14 protein-coding genes and 1 pseudogene are annotated in these 17,407 nt (G+C 31.0%); 14 read left to right on the forward strand and 1 reads right to left on the reverse strand.

All coding sequences use genetic code 11. The annotated features are described in order from the left end of the window. Nucleotides 1-3: 3 nt before the first annotated feature. Nucleotides 4-354 (forward strand): DUF1827 family protein, encoded by a 351-nt coding sequence (locus tag BR43_RS14790; protein ID WP_034563297.1) that lies wholly within the window; start codon nt 4-6, stop codon nt 352-354. Between the two features lie 111 nt (nt 355-465). Here the strand turns inward: BR43_RS14790 and BR43_RS20225 are convergent, their stop codons facing one another. Beyond that, a complete protein-coding gene (locus BR43_RS20225; protein WP_169741068.1) occupies nt 466-651 on the reverse strand; it encodes a hypothetical protein in 186 nt (61 codons plus the stop codon). Between the two features lie 482 nt (nt 652-1,133). On the opposite strand from BR43_RS20225, the gene BR43_RS19290 reads away from it, so the two are divergent. The 13 genes and pseudogenes from BR43_RS19290 to BR43_RS14860 all read left to right on the forward strand — a co-directional run bounded on the left by BR43_RS19290 (nt 1,134) and on the right by BR43_RS14860 (nt 17,407). Then, nucleotides 1,134-4,976, forward strand: a complete 3,843-nt coding sequence (locus BR43_RS19290) for an N-acetylmuramoyl-L-alanine amidase (protein WP_051933985.1) — start codon at nt 1,134-1,136, stop codon at nt 4,974-4,976. 746 nt (nt 4,977-5,722) lie between these two features. Next, nucleotides 5,723-7,213 (forward strand): annotated as a pseudogene (locus BR43_RS20490) (LTA synthase family protein). A gap of 29 nt (nt 7,214-7,242) precedes the next feature. Further along, a complete protein-coding gene (locus BR43_RS14810) occupies nt 7,243-8,178 on the forward strand; it encodes a glycosyltransferase family 2 protein (RefSeq protein ID WP_034563305.1) in 936 nt (311 codons plus the stop codon). A 70-nt stretch (nt 8,179-8,248) separates the two neighbouring features. Continuing rightward, nucleotides 8,249-9,031 (forward strand): glycosyltransferase family 2 protein, encoded by a 783-nt coding sequence (locus tag BR43_RS14815; protein ID WP_034563307.1) that lies wholly within the window; start codon nt 8,249-8,251, stop codon nt 9,029-9,031. Between the two features lie 34 nt (nt 9,032-9,065). Further along, nucleotides 9,066-9,683: a YveK family protein gene (locus tag BR43_RS14820; RefSeq protein WP_034563310.1), complete on the forward strand. Its 618-nt coding sequence runs from the start codon at nt 9,066-9,068 to the stop codon at nt 9,681-9,683. 20 nt (nt 9,684-9,703) lie between these two features. Beyond that, nucleotides 9,704-10,930, forward strand: coding sequence for an O-antigen polymerase (locus BR43_RS14825; protein ID WP_034563312.1), 1,227 nt, complete (start codon nt 9,704-9,706; stop codon nt 10,928-10,930). A 16-nt stretch (nt 10,931-10,946) separates the two neighbouring features. Next, nucleotides 10,947-11,819, forward strand: a complete 873-nt coding sequence (gene rfbA / locus BR43_RS14830; RefSeq protein WP_034563314.1) for a glucose-1-phosphate thymidylyltransferase RfbA — start codon at nt 10,947-10,949, stop codon at nt 11,817-11,819. A gap of 10 nt (nt 11,820-11,829) precedes the next feature. Then, on the forward strand, nt 11,830-12,396 hold the full coding sequence (rfbC, locus tag BR43_RS14835) for a dTDP-4-dehydrorhamnose 3,5-epimerase (protein WP_211252958.1): 567 nt from the start codon (nt 11,830-11,832) through the stop codon (nt 12,394-12,396). Between the two features lie 2 nt (nt 12,397-12,398). After that, nucleotides 12,399-13,385, forward strand: coding sequence for a dTDP-glucose 4,6-dehydratase (gene rfbB / locus BR43_RS14840; protein ID WP_034563318.1), 987 nt, complete (start codon nt 12,399-12,401; stop codon nt 13,383-13,385). 90 nt (nt 13,386-13,475) lie between these two features. Then, a complete protein-coding gene (locus BR43_RS14845) occupies nt 13,476-14,348 on the forward strand; it encodes a glycosyltransferase family 2 protein (protein ID WP_034563320.1) in 873 nt (290 codons plus the stop codon). An 18-nt stretch (nt 14,349-14,366) separates the two neighbouring features. Then, the gene (locus BR43_RS14850) at nt 14,367-15,656 is read left to right on the forward strand and encodes a flippase (protein WP_034563322.1); all 1,290 of its coding nucleotides are present in this window, start codon (nt 14,367-14,369) and stop codon (nt 15,654-15,656) included. Continuing rightward, on the forward strand, nt 15,653-16,492 hold the full coding sequence (gene rfbD / locus BR43_RS14855) for a dTDP-4-dehydrorhamnose reductase (RefSeq protein WP_034563324.1): 840 nt from the start codon (nt 15,653-15,655) through the stop codon (nt 16,490-16,492). Before BR43_RS14850 ends, rfbD begins: the two co-directional genes overlap by 4 nt. Before the next feature lie 21 nt (nt 16,493-16,513). Next, nucleotides 16,514-17,407, forward strand: coding sequence for a glycosyltransferase family 2 protein (locus tag BR43_RS14860; protein WP_051933986.1), 894 nt, complete (start codon nt 16,514-16,516; stop codon nt 17,405-17,407).

Here is a 17,407-nt window from a genome sequence, read left to right on the forward strand (position 1 = left end):
TATATGAAACTAATTGAAAACCCAATCCAAGCAAATACTGATTTAGCAAGAATGTATCCTAATGTTGCTGACTTTTTATTTAACAAAACAGCCATTAAATATTTTAAAAAATATACATTAGGCACAACTACAGTCGTTTATATTGATGCATTTGATAAAATTGATATCGTCTTTTTAAATTTAAAAAAACGTATTACAGACAGAGAAATTGACTATGTTGTTCAACAACTTTTAGAGATTCCTCTTTCAGAAGTAAATGTAATCAAAGAATGTAAGCAAAAAATTGAAGCCAAAAGACAAGTGACGATTGAACCTAAGGATATTGTCGTGATAGAACATAAGGTTGTTGCTTAAATTAAGCTCAAAAAACTATCTCATATTTTATGAGGTAGTTTTTTGTGTGGTCTGACATGCCAGTACGATTCGTCGTTTGAAACTTATTAGCAATCCAATTTTTATATTTTTTTAAGGTTTTACACTTGTTTTCATTTCAGATGAAACCTGATATGGAACGTCAACGAGTAAGGTTTGAAAATCTGGGGAAATCTTCTGTTTAAAGGTATAAACGAACTCTTGGTAGTACAGATAGGTTGCGTTTAATTCGGCATCTAGCGTGAGTAAATAATCGATGATTTTAGTTAGTGAAATCAAGCATTTAAAGAGAGTGCGATAGGAATAGTATATGAAATTTAATGTATTAGAATCCTTTAAAAATAAGCATCAATAACGTTTTAGTTTTGTGTAATCTTTTTGATTGTACGTACTAGAATGGTTAAATTTTTTCATGTTTTGAATTCGAGTTTGACTCAAAGAACGAGGTAATAATTGAACAATATAATAAGTAGAAAATATCATTAGATATAGGAGCATTTGCTATGGTTAATGCTATTTTTTAATAGATGGAATTAATGAAAGAAGTTGATTTAGATAATGAAAACAGGAGAATAAAAAGTTAGAAGTGACTATATTTTTTGTTTTTTTATATGAATACAGTAAGACTTAAGTTTAAATGTGTACAAATAATGAATTTGTAAAATAACTAATAATTTATAATGAAATTAGAATTAGTATAGGTTATAATGTAATGGATTACCTATGGGTACTCAAATTTAACGAAGGAGGTAATTTTTTTGATGAGCAAGAAAAAAAAGAATAGAAAAGGACGTGTAATCATTTTAAATTCTTTTTTTAAGAAGATAGCTTTGTTAACAGTTGTTATTTTAACTGTGAATTCATCTTTTGTACCATTACTAAATACAATCGTTTTTGCAGAAGAAAATAATAAAAATAGTTTAAATGATAGTTCTTTTGAAAATGCAGCATCTACCGAAATGACCAATGAATCGATTAATTCAGAACTAAGTTCTAATTCTAATGTGCAAGAATCGGCAATAACTTCGTCCACTGATTCTGTGGACAGTTCGATTTCTGATTCTACTGAGCCTATTCCTAATCAGGAAAAATCTGAACCGCATACTGAATCGGATTCTATTATTTCTGAAGAAAAGATTGATAATAGTGATATTTCTACAAAGAATTACGATGCTGTTATGTCAGATGTACTTAAAAGGTCTCCAGAAGTTTCAACATTTATTAATGATATTTCTGGTAATGCTACAAAGTTGGCACAAGGCAATGATTTGTACGCATCTGTAATGATTGCTCAAGCTGTCTTAGAATCTAGTTATGGAACAAGCCAGTTAGGTCAAGTTCCAGTTCACAACTTATTTGGAATTAAAGGAAAGTATAATGGACAAAGTATTGTCAAAGAAAGCTTAGAAGAACTGCCAAATGGAACAATTGTTTCAAGAAAATCTGAGTTTAGAAAATATGGTTCAAGAGAGCAATCTCAAGCAGACTATGTTGAAAAGATAAAAAAAGGTCCAAATACGAATGCCGGTGATTCAAGTTGGAGTCCAACGTACTATTCTGGCGCTTGGAAGAGCCATACTAATTCTTATAAAGATGCAACAGCTGCATTAACAGGGAAATATGCAACGGATAGCTCATATGGACAAAAACTGAATTCAGTTATCGAAGTATATAATTTACAAAAATTTGATTTGCCAATTCAAATGATGCTAGATGCACCATTAGATTCTGAAAAAGTTAATGGCAATCAAGTTGTGGTTCAAGGTTGGGCTTTAGCTGGAACTAGCGTAAAAGAAGTAAATATTTCTGTAAATGGTCAAGCAGTTGGAAAGGCCACTTACGGATTAGAGCGTAGTGACGTTAATCAAGCCTATTCTCAGTATCAAAATATGAATTCTGGCTACACATATACATTTAATAAAAGTATACTAAACGCTGGAAGTAACACATTAAATGTTCAAGTAGTATCTGCAAATAATGAAACAAAAACGATTGAAAGAAAGATTAACAATCCAGTTTTAACAAATCGAATTTATGTTGAGCGACCTGTAGCTAATGAAATTGTCGACAAAACATTAACAATTCGAGGTTGGGCATTATCACCTAATAAGGTATCAAAAATAGAAGTTCTTATTGATGGAGTCAGCAAATTAAGTTTTGCTCCTAATGTAGCACGTCCAGATGTTACAGCAGCCTTTTCAGAGTATCCAACTCAAACACCTGGCTTTTTATCAACAGTTGATACTTCTGGTTTAACTGCTGGAAGTCACAAAGTTGTCGTAAAAATGTACGATACTGCTGGTAGTGTTTCTGAACAAGCTATTGGAATTACGAAACAAGCTACTGCAACAGCGCCTATTATTAATATGATAGACACTTTGAGCAATGGAAAACAAGTATCTGGAAACTATCAGATACGAGGTTGGGCTCTAGCTGGTGGCGGTATAAAAAATGTAGAAATTCAAGTAGATGGAAAAGTTCAAGGAAATGCAACTTACGGAACTGAACGTTTAGATGTTTATACTAAATTTCCACAATATGCAAATAAAAATTCTGGTTATAGTTATGTTTTAGATGCAAGTAAATTAACTACTGGAAACCATACAATTAAAGTTACTGCAGTTGCAAACTCTGGGAAAATAGAAAGTCAAAGCTTTTCTGTTGTAAAACCAGATATGCCAATTAAAGTGTATGTCGATGCTCCTGTTGAGAAAGCTACAGTTATTAATGCTGTAACTGTTCGAGGTTGGGCATTAGCAGAATCAGGCGTATCAGCTGTAAACATTTTAGTCGATGGTAAAGTACAAGGAAAAGCGACTTTAGGTACAAGCAGACCAGACGTTGCTACTGCTTTTCCACAGTATAAAGAAAGTAAAGCAGGGTATTCATATCAGCTCAATACAAGCACTCTAAGTGTAGGTAGTCATAAATTAACCGTTCAAGTTATAGATAAAAATGGAACGATTAAAAATAGTGAGTCCACAATTGTAAAACCCAAAGCTGATGTTATCAATATGATAGATACATTAAGTGAAGGTCAAATAGTTTCTGGTAAAAAGACTATCCGAGGTTGGGCATTAGCTGGTGAAAAACTGAAGAATATAGAAATTTACGTAGATGGTAAACTTCAAGGAAATGCAGTCTATGGAATTGAACGTTTAGATGTCTATAATAAATTCCCACAATATAACAATAAAAATTCTGGCTATAATTTTACTTTAGATGTTGATGCACTAACTTACGGCAAACATAAAGTAGATGTCAAAGTTGTTTTGGCTAATGGGGATTCTGATACTACATCTGTTAATGTTGAAAAATCAAGATTAGAAACCCGTTATACGTTAGAAAATCCTAAAGATTTAGCTTTAGTTACGGATAGTGTGATGATCAGTGGCTGGGTACTATCAAGTACGAAAGTTAAAACTATTGACGTATATGTAGACAATAATAAGGTAGGTAATGCAAATATTGGGGGGGCGCGTCCAGATGTTGCGAATGTGTTTCCAGAATATTTAGAAAAGAATGCTGGTTTTAATTACGTACTAACTACTAAAAATTTAGCAAATGGAAAACATTCGGTAAAATTAGTTGTCACGTTTGAAGATAAGACAACAACAACTTTTGGTAAAGAAATCTATAAAGCAAGTTTAGCAACTGTCGGTTCTATTGATTCACCAAGTCCAAATCAATTAGTTGGTGCAAGTCAAACAGTTCGTGGTTGGATATTGTCAGAAGAAGGAATCAACAGTATTCGACTTTTAGTAGATGGTGTTCAAAAAGGAATGGCTACTACTAATCTTGCGCGTCCAGATGTTGCAGCAGCTTTTCCAGATTATAAGGAAAAAAATGCTGGATATTTGGGAACAATCAGTACAGCAGGATTAACAAACGGCACGCATACAGTAACTGTTATTGGTACGACAAACGGTGGTAGAGTTCACACAATGACCCAAAAAATTGTTGTTGGCGAACTTTCTGGCAAAACAGTATTTGTTGATGCGGGACATGGTGGAAAAGACCCAGGAGCAATTGCTGGTGGAGTGAATGAAAAAGACTTGAATTTGAGTGTGGCTTTAAAAGTAAAAGCTAACCTTGAGCAAAAAGGTGCAACAGTTGTAATGTCTAGATCAACTGATGTATTTTTAGAATTGCGAGAAATTGCAGCTAAAGCTAACAATTCTAAGGCTGATATTTTTATTAGCTTGCATCATAATTCATCATCAATCACGTCTGTTTCAGGAATTGAAACGTATTCTTATGACGGCAGTGGAACAAGAAGTTACAGTGCACCTATTTACAGACAAGATAGTTTTTATTCGGATATAACACCAAATGTAGCTAATAATGATATCGGTCGTATATATGAAAGTCAGCAGCTAGCAATTAAGGTTCAAGCAGGCTTAATTAGAAATACTGGAGCTGTCGATAGAGAAGCTAAGAAAACAGATTTTCATGTTATTAGAGAAACAAATATGCCCGCAATTTTAACTGAACTTGGATTCATTACTAGTCCGGCAGAACGAGCTAAATTAGTAAATGGAAATTACCAAAATCAGTTGGCTAAAGGGATATCTGACGGAGCTGCAGACTATTTAAGAAAATAAAAAGTTTGTTGATAAAGTCAGGCTATCCAAAAAATAATTAAATAGAGTGACTAGACAGGTGAGATTTCTCATCTGTCTTTACTTTGAAAAAATCAGCTGAATCTAGTGCAATTGATCAGTTAGTTTTAGGGTGTCTTTCTTGTAGCATAATTTAAAATGATGAAAGAAATTTATTTTTATACATATTGGAAGTTAGATGAATTAATTTAGTGAAATGAATAATTGGGAGATAACAATAATACAATAAGTTAACAAATTATTAAATTTGGTCATTTAATGAAGATTTTAAAGTTGAATTATGATATTCTTTTAGAGGTAGACTTTTTTGGATAGGAGTTTTATACAGAAAAGTGAATGATTCATCTAGTTATATAATAAAGAGAATAAAAGGAGTCGCTATGCTAAACAAAAAAAATAAATACAATTTAATCTTAGGTGGAATCATTTTAATTTTTCCTATTATTTTTTTGTGGATCATTGAATTTTATCATCATTTACTTAATTGGCAAGAAACTACTTCTTTTTTTAGCCAACATTTTAGTTATTCTTTATTTAGTTATTTAGTTATTTTAGTACTTACATTATTTGTTATTTCTTTAATTGGAGATGTTATTATTGGGGAATCAATATCAGCTATTCTGATTATTGGAATCTCCTTTGCCAGTTCGCAAAAGATGATTGCTAGAAATACACCTTTATACCCGGAAGAAATCACAATGATTTCTGAACTTAAATTATTAATAACAATGATTGATTTTAATTCATTTATTTTGTTAGTTGGTGTAATTATTTTGATATTAGGGGTATCTATTGCAGTCTCAATTTTTATTAAAAAAAAGCTGAAATTAGAGAAGAACAGAAAAGTATCATGGTCCATTCGATTGGTTACTTTATTAGTGTCTAGTCTACTATTGTATGGATTTTCTTTTTCTGGTAATAGCACTAGTACAGCAGCAAAATTTGGTGGATTATTTGATATTAATATGGCTGGCAGTGAGTGGAATCAACTAGCTTTTTATAACGAATATGGGTTTGTTATTGGTTTTTTATATAATTTCACATCAGATGCAATGAAACAGCCAGATGGCTATTCACAAGCTGAGGTTACACGTATTATTGATAAATATACAAAACTTGCTGAAATAGAAAATGCCACAAGAACACCTATAGAAGATGTAAACATCATTTATATAATGAATGAATCTTTTACGAATCCAATAAAATTACAAGATGTTTATCCTTTAAGCGAAGATCCAATCCCCTATACAAATCAATTGTTAGGCGAGTATACATCGGGGCAAACTCTTGTGCCAGACTATGGTGGTGGTACAGCTAATATGGAATTTGAAGCTTTAACGGGTTTTAGTAATTATTATTTATCTGTGATTCCATATCAATTTATTATTCCCAAAATGAATGAATACCCATCAATTGTTTCGTATTTAAATAATCAAGGCTATGAGACTACGGCAATTCACCCTTATGATGGTCGCATGTATAAGAGAGAAACGGTTTATGATCGACTTGGTTTTAAAACATTTATTGATGAAACTACGTTACATTATCGTCACGCCTACGGAAGTAGTGGGTATTCAGATGTGACTGCATACAATGAAGCTTACGATCAATTAGTTAGTTCAAATCAAAATTAATTTATCCATCTAGTTACTATGCAAAATCATCAACCATACGGACCACAATATCCAGATAATGAAATTGAAGTTGTGCGAGATGATATGGATGCAGAGAAGAAACAAGAAATGGAAACTTATCTGCAAGGTTTGAGATATTCAGATGGAGCAATGAAGGAATTAATTGAGAAACTAGATAGTTTAGATAAAAAAGTGATGGTTGTTTTTTGGGGTGATCATTACCCAGGTAGTGGTATTTATACAGATATGTATAAAGGCAATGAGGTTGAACTTCACAAAACTCCGTTATTAATGTATAACAATTTTGGTTTGGAACGTGAAGAATTAGGTACAAAATCTTTAAATTTTGTACAGACAGATGTATTAAATTCTATTGGGGAAAAGATTAGTCCATTCCAGAAACTATTAACTCAAGTGAATGGAAAATTATCAACTTTGAGTAAGATAGAGTTATTTGATAATAATCAAAATAAACAAACTAAAAAAGAAATAGCAACAATTGAAGAACTAAAAGATTACCGTATGATAGAATATGATGTAAATGCTGGAAAAAGATATAGTTTAAAAACTGATTTTTACAAATAATATAAAAACAGAAAGAAAAAGGTGTTTAAATGAAAACTGTTGCTATACTGTTATCTGCATACAATGGTACAGACTATATCACAAAACAAATTGAGTCTATTCAAGGACAAAATTATCAAAATTGGCAATTATTTGTTAGAGATGATGGATCTTCAGATACAACTAAAGAAATTGTTAGAAATATGGGACAATCGGATAATCGAATTCAATTATATGAAGATGAGTTAGGAAATCTTAGAGTAATTAAAAGTTTTTTAGAGTTATTAAAAAACGTAGAAGCTGATTATTATATGTTTTGTGATCAAGATGATTTTTGGAAAGCAGATAAAGTCGAAAGAACTTTAGTAAGAATGGAACAACTTGAAGCTAAGAAACAGAATCCCTATCTAGTCCATACAGATCTAGTGGTAGTTGATAATGATTTAGAAGTTATTAGCGAATCAATGTTTGGACTACAAAAAATGTCTTTTGAAAAGACAAGTTTAAATCATCTTTTAGTACAGAATAATATCACAGGCTGTACGACGATGATTAACAATGATTTAAAGGACTTAGTTGTCTATCATCAAGACATAGTTATGCATGACTGGTGGCTAGGATTGATTGCATCAAGTTTTGGTGAAATTTCCTTTTTGCAAGAGACGACTATCTTGTACCGTCAGCATGGAAATAATACAGTTGGTGCTAAAAAATATGGACTTTCTTATTTCTATAGTCGTTATTTAGAAAAAGCGAAAACAAAACAAATTCAAAGAAATTCATTTAAACAGGCACAAGCTTTCTATGAGATTTATGGTGCTAGATTATCAGATAAAGATAATGAAGTTGTTAAAAATTATGGTGAATTTCTTGAAGGCTCCATTCTTAAACGTGGAAATGTATTTTTTAAATACAAATATTTTAAAAATACAACTCTTAGAAATACTATTTTTTTACCAATGTTGCTTTTTTTAAAAGCAAAATAATAGTATAATACTAAATAAGAGTCTTGGACAAGAGATTACTAAATTAAAGTGCGAGGAATGAAAATATAAAATGGATTTCAAAGTAGCCGTAAGTATTGTTACGTACAATAGTGAAAAAATTTTTCAAGTCTTAGATAATATTAGAACAGAATTTTCTGGCGATAATCGGTTTAAATTTTTAATATTTGATAATAACTCTGAGGAAGACTATAAAAATAAGTTACGTAAATATGAAGATATCGTTGAAATTAATTTTTATCATGAAAATAATGGATTTGGTTTTGGTCACAATGCTAATCTATTAAATAGAATGGAAAAATATTTTTTGGTTTTTAACCCAGATATTATATTGAAAAAAGATTCCTTACTAAAATTAGTTGAGATCATGGAACAATCATCAACTATTGGCTTAACGGTACCTAAAGTTTTAAATGCTGATGGAAGTATTCAGTATCTAGTCCGTGATCAAGTATCAGTTTTTGATTACGCATTAAGATTTATTCCATTTAAGTTCGTAAAAAAAATGTTTAATAAACGTTTAGCTAAGTTTGAATGTCGTGATTTATCGGATACTGAAAATACTGAAATTCGTATTGGCTCAGGCTGTTTTATGCTGTTACGAGATGAAGCATTCAAAGCAATAAAAGGTTTTGATGATCGCTATTTTATGTATTTTGAAGACTATGATCTATGTTTAGAGTTACATGAAAAAAATTATAAAATTATCTACAACCCGTTTTCTGAAGTCATTCATTTTTATGAAAAAGGCGCTCATAAAAATAGACAATTATTTAAAATTTTTATGCAATCAATGCGCTTATTTTTTAATAAATGGGGTTGGAAATTTTTTTAATAGAGTAAAAATTAAATAGGAGAGTGGATTGTAGATGGAATTTAATATTATTAGAGAAACACAAATTATTTTGAAACGTTACTGGTGGATTATTTTGTTAGTTACTGTGTTAGGCGGTGTGGGAAGCATTTTATTTTCTCAAAAGGCTCCAAAGCCAACATATCAAGCAACTATTCGATTTGTTGTAACCAAACCAACAGAAGTTGATCAAAATGGAAATGAGCTAACAGATGCTGATCCATCAAGATTCTGGAATAGCTTGCCAATCTTAATTGAATCACCAGATTTTGTTAGTGATGTAATTAAAAAGTCGGGATATAATGGTACGGCTAAAGAATTAAAATCTAATTTAACGGTATCTAACGATAATATGTCAACTATTGTTGCGGCAACCTTAGAAGGAACAAATCGTGATTTAACTATTAAAGCAGCAAATTCAATTTTTGATGTTTTTAACATTCGAGCAAAAGAGTTATTTAAAGTTGAAGAAACTAGAGCTATACAACTTGCAACGATTGACAATGTAAATGAAGTTATTCATTCACGATCAAAAGCAACTATGTTTGTTGGGATCTTTTTAGGATTTATTATCGGAGTGTTACTTGCGATATTTATGAATTATATGACTAGAAATAGAAAGAGCGCTAATTAGGCTTTTTAGGAGGAATAGATTTGGTAAATCCTTATTATATATACTCTGTTTCTTTTATAGGAGTTATAATTGCATATTTGCTTGGTTGGTCTAATCTGTTTCCTGAATTGCGTTTTTCCTTGATTCTTTTTATGGGATTTTCAATTGGAATAGCCTTATTATTTGGGAATAGTATTAGAAAAAGAAAAATAATTGTTTTTGAAAATTTAACATATACTAAAATATTTCAAAATACGACTCTTTTTATTATGGGAGGATATTTATTAGAAGGACTATATAATGGTTCTTTTCCACTAATAGATATTATGTTAGGGAAGAATTCAAATTATACTGAATTCGGAATTCCTACATTTCATGTGTTTTTAGTTACCTTTAATTCATTTTTTGCAGTGTACCTTTTTCAGGCTTTAATATCGGAAGGTAATTTTGCTGAGAAGAAAAAACTATTCATGTTTTTTTCTTTAAATTTACTTCCAGGGCTGTTAATTGTAAATCGTGGAATGCTAGTGATTATTTTGATGAGCTGTTTCTTTGTTTATACAATTAAATTTCAAAATAAAATGACGATTAAGAAAGCTAGTTTATTAATGGTAATTCTCTTTATAGGTGCATTTCTATTTGGTGTAGCAGGAAATGTTAGGGTAAATAGTTCTTATCAAACAGGTAAATCGTCATTTAACAATGATACTTTCTTAAATATTGGGAAAGCATCAGACTCATTTAAAAATTCAATTATTCCAAAAGAATTTTTTTGGACGTATATCTATGTCGCATCACCATTAGCAAACTTTCAAGAAACAATTGAAAAACAAACATTTGATTCAGATATTACGGTTAGTGATACTGCTGTCTTTTTCGTAACTCAGATTATGCCAGATTTTATTAGCAAACGTATTGTTAGCGAATTTGAAATTGAAACTCAAGATTTTAAAAAAATTACACCTGAATTGAATGTAGGGACAGCATTTATTGCATCTTATGTTATTCTTGGATGGCCTGGGGTCATTTTGTTTATTACAATCTTATTTTTATTTGCTTATTTTTATTTACTCTTCCTAAGGAGTCTAGGTCAGAAGTATTTTATAACAGGAGTGGCAATTCTCAATACACTTTTCTTAATGAATACATTCTCCAACATGCTCTCTTTTACAGGAATTAGCTTTCAATTAATTTATCCAATTATTTTTGGTTTAGTAGATAAATATAAAGAATTACAGTATCATAATAGAGAAAAGTTAAAAATATAGTTAGGAAGTGTCAATTATGAAGGGAATTATTTTAGCTGGAGGAAGCGGAACACGCTTGTATCCATTGACTAAAGCAGTATCAAAACAACTAATGCCGATTTATGATAAACCGATGATTTATTATCCAATGTCGACTTTAATGTTAGCAGGAATCAAAGATATTTTAATTATTTCAACACCAACAGATACACCAAGATTTGAACAATTATTTGGTAATGGCAATGAACTTGGTTTAAATATTGAGTATAAAGTTCAAGAAAGTCCAGATGGATTAGCTCAAGCGTTTATATTAGGTGAAGATTTTATTGGTGAAGATTCAGTGTGCTTAATTTTAGGCGACAATATCTATCATGGTGGCGGCATGGCTAAAATGTTGCAACGCGCAGCGGCTAAACCGGAAGGCGCAACAGTCTTTGGCTATCATGTAAATGACCCAGAACGATTTGGTGTTGTGGAATTTGATGACGACATGCGTGCTATCTCAATAGAAGAAAAACCTGAAGCACCTAAAAGTAACTATGCTGTAACAGGCTTATACTTCTATGACAATCAAGTAGTTGAAATAGCCAAAGGAATTCAACCATCTGAACGTGGTGAATTAGAGATTACGGATGTTAATAAAGCTTATCTAGAAGCTGGTAAACTAGATGTTGAACTAATGGGACGTGGTTTTGCGTGGTTAGATACAGGTACTCATGAATCATTATTAGAGGCAGCAACATTTATTGAAACTATTCAAAAGCGTCAAAATTTAATGGTCGCGTGTCTGGAAGAAATTTCTTACCGCATGGGCTACATTAGCCGTGAGCAATTATTAGAATTGGCACAACCACTTAAGAAAAATGGCTATGGTCAATATTTATTACGTTTAGCAGAAACTAAAATCTAGAAGGTAGGCAATTAAAATGAAAGTAATCAATACAAAATTACAAGATGTGAAAATTATTGAAACACCAGTTCATGGAGATCATCGCGGTTTTTTCACTGAAAGTTATACAGAAGATAAATTTATTGCAGCAGGAATTCCTAATAAATTTATCCAAGATAATCATTCTTTATCAGTGGAGCCAGGTGTAATTCGTGGAATGCACTATCAAACAAATCCTAAAGCTCAAACAAAATTAGTTCGTGTAACTTCCGGTGCTATTTATGATGTGCTAGTTGATATGCGTAAAGGTTCACCAACCTATGGACAATGGGAAGGGTACATTTTAAGTGAACATAATCATCGTCAATTACTGGTACCAAAAGGTTTTGCACATGGATTTTGTACGATTACAGGAAATGTGAATGTACAATATAAAGTGGATGAGTTGTATTCTCCAGAAAATGACCGTGGAATTGCTTTTGATGATCCCGATATCGGGATTATATGGCCAATGAATAATCCAATTATGTCTGAAAAAGATACAAAACATCCACAATTAAAAGATGCAGATAACAATTTTGTTTGGGAGGAAAAATAACAATGAAAAATATTTTAGTAACAGGTGGAGCAGGTTTTATCGGAGGCAATTTTGTCCACTATATGCTTGAAAACCACCCAGATTATAAAATTGTTAACCTAGACTTACTAACTTATGCTGGAAATATTCACAGTTTAGATGACATTAAAGATAATCCAAACCATGTTTTTGTCCAAGGAAATATCAATAATCGAGAGCTAGTTAGACATTTAGTAACAGAACATAGCATTGATGCCATTGTGAACTTTGCTGCTGAATCACACGTAGATAGAAGTATTCTGCATCCAGAAGTCTTTATTGAAACCAATGTTCAAGGAACGTTAGCTTTATTAGATGTTGCACGTGAAATGAAAATTGGTAAATATTTACAAGTATCAACTGATGAAGTTTATGGTTCATTAGGCGCAGAAGGGTACTTCACGGAAGAAACACCTCTTGCACCAAATAGCCCATACTCAGCAAGTAAAGCTGCAGCAGATATGTTGGTTCGTGCTTACAACGAAACATACGGTATGAATACGAATATTACTCGTTGTTCAAATAACTATGGTCCATATCATTTCCCAGAAAAATTGATTCCGTTAATGATTTCAAACGGAATGGATGGAAAAGAACTACCAATTTACGGAAATGGCGTTAACATCCGTGACTGGTTACATGTACAAGATCATTGCCAAGCTATTGATTTGGTCTTACACAAAGGCGTTAAAGGTGAGGTTTACAATGTTGGTGGTCATAATGAGCGTACTAACAATCAAATTGTTGACATCATTGTTGAAAAATTAAGTCTTTCAAGAGAATTAATTACGTATGTTGAAGACCGTTTGGGGCATGACCTACGTTACGCGATTGATCCAACTAAATTAGAAACAGAACTAGGTTGGAAACCCAAATATACATTTGATACAGGTATTGTTGAAACCATTGAATGGTATCAGGCGAATGAAGCTTGGTGGCGTCCTTTGAAAGAACGTGCGGATTTAAACTAATGAAAGAATATGAGAGAAAACTTTTTAGTTAGTTTTCTCTCTTTATTATAAAAAAAAATAGCAATAAAATCTTTTTATAGGGGATAATTTATGAAAATAATGGCAGTAGTAATTACCTATAATCCAGACGAACAGGTATATGCTAATATAAAAAAACTACGAAAACAGATAAACTCAGTTCTTGTTGTAGATAATTCCTCTCTAGAAAATCACTTTATACTGGAAGAAGAGGGTATAAATATTATTCATAATGAAAGAAATTTAGGTATTGCCGAACCTTTAAATATGGGCTTAAAAACGGCTATAGAAAATAATGTAGATTGGTTATTTACTTTTGATCAAGATAGTGAAATTACTGATAATTTCGTAGAAGAGATGCTTCTAACAGCAAAACTTGTTGAAGAAAATGAACAAGTTATACCTGTTTTGATTAGTCCAACTTATATTCATCCAGATGCAGGTATAGAGTATGATAATTCTAAAAGTATCCAAAAAAATTATGCGATTGTTGATACAGCAATGACTTCTGGGAACTTGTTAAATGTGAATAAATTAGCTGAAATTAATGTTTTTTTTAGAACAGACTATTTTATCGATTTTGTAGATCATGAATTTTGCTTTCATTTAGAAAAATTGGGTTATCCAATAATTCAATCTTTCAGAGCGACTTTAATTCATAGTCTTGGAGAAGTTACCGAGCATAAATTTTTAGGAAAAACTTTGATAACAACAAATCACAATCCAGTTAGAAGATACTACATTACAAGAAATCGTTTAGATGTCTATAGAACTTATTTTTCAACACAACGAGAATGGATAAAAATTGATTTTTTTAACTCTTTTATGGAATTTGTTAAGATTTGCTTATGTGAAAAACAAAAATTTTTGAAGATTTTAAATATTTTTCGTGGTACAAAGGATTCATTGTTAAATAAAATGGGACCATATAGATATCACAAATAATTTAAGGGAGTTTGATAAATGGAGAAATTAAAAAATAGTAAAATTATTCATAATTTCTTATCTTTAGCCAGTGTTCAAGTTCTTAATTACTTATTACCATTGATTACTTTACCTTATTTAATGAGAGTGGTAGGTGTAAGTAACTTTGGGCTAATTAGCTTTGCACAGGCGATTATGCAGTACTTTATTTTATTTACAGATTATGGCTTTAATTTAATTGCAACTAGAGATATTTCAAAAGCCAGAAAAGATGAAAAGAGAGTTTCAGCTATATTTTGTTCAGTAATGGCTGCTAAATTAATCTTATTAGTAATTTCTTTTGCGATATTAGTTGTGCTTATCATTGTAGTACCTAAATTTAAGCAGGATGCGTTGTTATATTTATTTACTTTTGGAATGGTTGTTGGGAATGTACTTTTTCCAACCTGGTTTTTTCAAGGAATTGAAGAGATGAAAGTAATTTCACTATTAAATGTTTTTTCTAAAATAATTTTTACTGTCGGAATCTTTATTATTGTAAAAAAGCCGAGCGATTTTTTAAATGTTGCTATTTTGAATTCTTTAGGATTTATGTTAATAGGTGTACTATCCATAATTATTGTATTTTCTAAATATAATGTGAAATTAACAATCCCTAAAAGACATGAAGTGATTAATCAAATGAAGGAAGGCTGGGATATCTTTTTATCTAATATGTTCTCAAGTCTATATACAACCAGTAATACAGTTATTTTAGGGTTCCTTGCAAGCAATGAAATTGTTGGATATTTTTCAGCGGCAGACAAAATAATAAAAGCCTGTTCAAGTGTAATATCACCGATTATCCAAGCAGTCTACCCACATATCAGTATTATCATAGAACGTTCTAAGGAAGAAGCTTTACTCTTTATTAGGAAAATTGGTTTTTGGATTACTATTGTAATTGGTGCAGGATGTTTAATATTACTGTTTGGTTCTCCCGTTATCTTGCCAATATTTGCAGGCAATAACTACGATCATTCAATAGTATTAATTCAAATTATGTCTTTCTTACCTTTAATTATTGGATGGGCGAATATTTTGGGAATTCTTACTTTAATCAATTTTGGTTATCAAAAAGAACTTTCAAGAATATATATATATTCAAGTTTGTTCAGTATAATTACAACAATTATTTTAGTACCTTTATATAAAGAAGTTGGAACGGCTATAAATGTTACTTTAATTGAAGCAATAGTAACAGCAGCGATGTATTATGTATTGAAGAAAAAAGGTATCAATATCATTAGTGGAAAAATAATAAATATGAAAGAAGTGGTAAATAAATGACAGTTTTAATCACTGGATCAAATGGTCAATTAGGAACAGAACTAAAAAAACTTTTAGATGAGCAAAATATTCATTATATAGCAGCAGATGTTAAAGATATGGATATTACAAATGAAGAGATGGTAACAGGATTTGTAAATAAAGTGCAACCATCAACAATTTATCATTGCGCGGCTTATACGGCAGTAGATAAAGCAGAAGACGAAGGAAAAGCATTAAACCAATTAATTAATGTAGATGGCACCAGAAATGTAGCTAAAGCTGCAGAAGCTGTTGGAGCAACTATGGTATACATTAGTACGGATTATGTATTTGATGGCACAAGCTTAGAGGAATATCCTGTTGACGCAATTCCAAATCCACAAAATGAATATGGAAGAGCAAAATACGAAGGTGAATTAGAAGTTCAAAAATATGCATCTAAGTATTATATTGTTCGTACTTCATGGGTATATGGTGAATTTGGTGCTAACTTTGTCTTTACTATGCAAAAATTGGCAGAGTCACATCCTAAATTAACTGTAGTAAATGATCAATTTGGTCGTCCTACTTGGACACGCAGTTTAGCAGAATTTATTACATTTATTGTAAAAGATAAAGTAGAATATGGTGTTTACCATTTTTCTAATGATAATAGCTGTACGTGGTATGAATTTGCTGTAGAAATTTTGAAAGACAAAGATATTATTGTTGAACCAGTTGATTCTTCTGCATTTCCACAAAAAGCAAAACGCCCAGAACACTCTATTATGGACTTAAGCAAAACTAAAAAGTTAGGTTACTCAATTCCGACATGGGAAGATGCATTAGAAAAATTTCTTAGTGGATTAAATTAATACCTTGAGAGGAGTCAATTTATGGCCGAGCCTTTAGTTTCAATTATTATTCCTGTTTATAATGGTGAAAAAACAATTAAACGGGCTATTGATTCATGTTTAAAGCAAGATTATCTGAATATTGAAGTTTTAGTCTTGGACAATCAATCAAATGATAACACTAAAAATGTTGTTTTAACGATTCAATCTGATTTAGTAAAGTATATTTATCTAAATCAAAAAGGTCGTTCATTAGCAAGAAATGAAGGCATTAAGCGAGCTAAAGGGAACTATGTACAATTTTTAGATGCAGATGATACGTTAGAGGCAACTAAAATTAGTAAGTCAATTGAACTATTTGAAAATAATCCAGCTATTGATGCCGTTTCAACTGGAATTCAATATGATAATGGTGGAAGTAATGTGAAAACTTTATTTCCAGAATTCAATTATCCTTATGAGATTATTGCTCATAACATTTTTCCAATTCATTCGTTATTGTTAAAAAAAGAATGTGCAACCACTTTTCCAGAAAAGCTTGACTATTGTGAGGATTGGGTTTTTTGGGCAACTTCTTTAGTTGATAAGACTATTTATTTTGATAAAAGTTTAATTGGTGGAACGGTATTTATCCATGATGAAAATACAATGTTACAAAATAAATTAATGAGAGAGTATGAGCTTTACGTTCAACAATATTTAAAGGGAAAATATAAAAAGTATAGTTTGCCTTTGAAAAAAAATGAAATTTCTTTGTTGATTATTCATTATTTTAACGATAGTAAAGAGCAAATTACAATTAATGAAATTAGGAAACAATCGGCTATTACCTATTTTTTTATCGGAGTATTCTGTCGTTTACCAATCATTAAAACTAAGTTGCAAAATAAAATTAAAGAGATTAATCAAAAAGATGTTTACACTGAAGGAGAGTAA

The sequence above is a fragment of the Carnobacterium gallinarum DSM 4847 genome (genome assembly GCF_000744375.1).
Lineage (GTDB): Bacteria > Bacillota > Bacilli > Lactobacillales > Carnobacteriaceae > Carnobacterium > Carnobacterium gallinarum.

Coding starts and splice junctions, on each gene's coding strand:
- BR43_RS19290 (WP_051933985.1), top strand. CDS start 1,134: ATGAGCAAGAAAAAAAAGAATAGAAAAGGACGTGTAATCATTTTAAAT.
- BR43_RS14845 (WP_034563320.1), top strand. CDS start 13,476: ATGAAAATAATGGCAGTAGTAATTACCTATAATCCAGACGAACAGGTA.
- BR43_RS14790 (WP_034563297.1), top strand. CDS start 4: ATGAAACTAATTGAAAACCCAATCCAAGCAAATACTGATTTAGCAAGA.
- rfbD (WP_034563324.1), top strand. CDS start 15,653: ATGACAGTTTTAATCACTGGATCAAATGGTCAATTAGGAACAGAACTA.
- rfbB (WP_034563318.1), top strand. CDS start 12,399: ATGAAAAATATTTTAGTAACAGGTGGAGCAGGTTTTATCGGAGGCAAT.
- BR43_RS14810 (WP_034563305.1), top strand. CDS start 7,243: ATGAAAACTGTTGCTATACTGTTATCTGCATACAATGGTACAGACTAT.
- BR43_RS14820 (WP_034563310.1), top strand. CDS start 9,066: ATGGAATTTAATATTATTAGAGAAACACAAATTATTTTGAAACGTTAC.
- rfbA (WP_034563314.1), top strand. CDS start 10,947: ATGAAGGGAATTATTTTAGCTGGAGGAAGCGGAACACGCTTGTATCCA.
- BR43_RS14815 (WP_034563307.1), top strand. CDS start 8,249: ATGGATTTCAAAGTAGCCGTAAGTATTGTTACGTACAATAGTGAAAAA.
- BR43_RS14850 (WP_034563322.1), top strand. CDS start 14,367: ATGGAGAAATTAAAAAATAGTAAAATTATTCATAATTTCTTATCTTTA.
- BR43_RS14860 (WP_051933986.1), top strand. CDS start 16,514: ATGGCCGAGCCTTTAGTTTCAATTATTATTCCTGTTTATAATGGTGAA.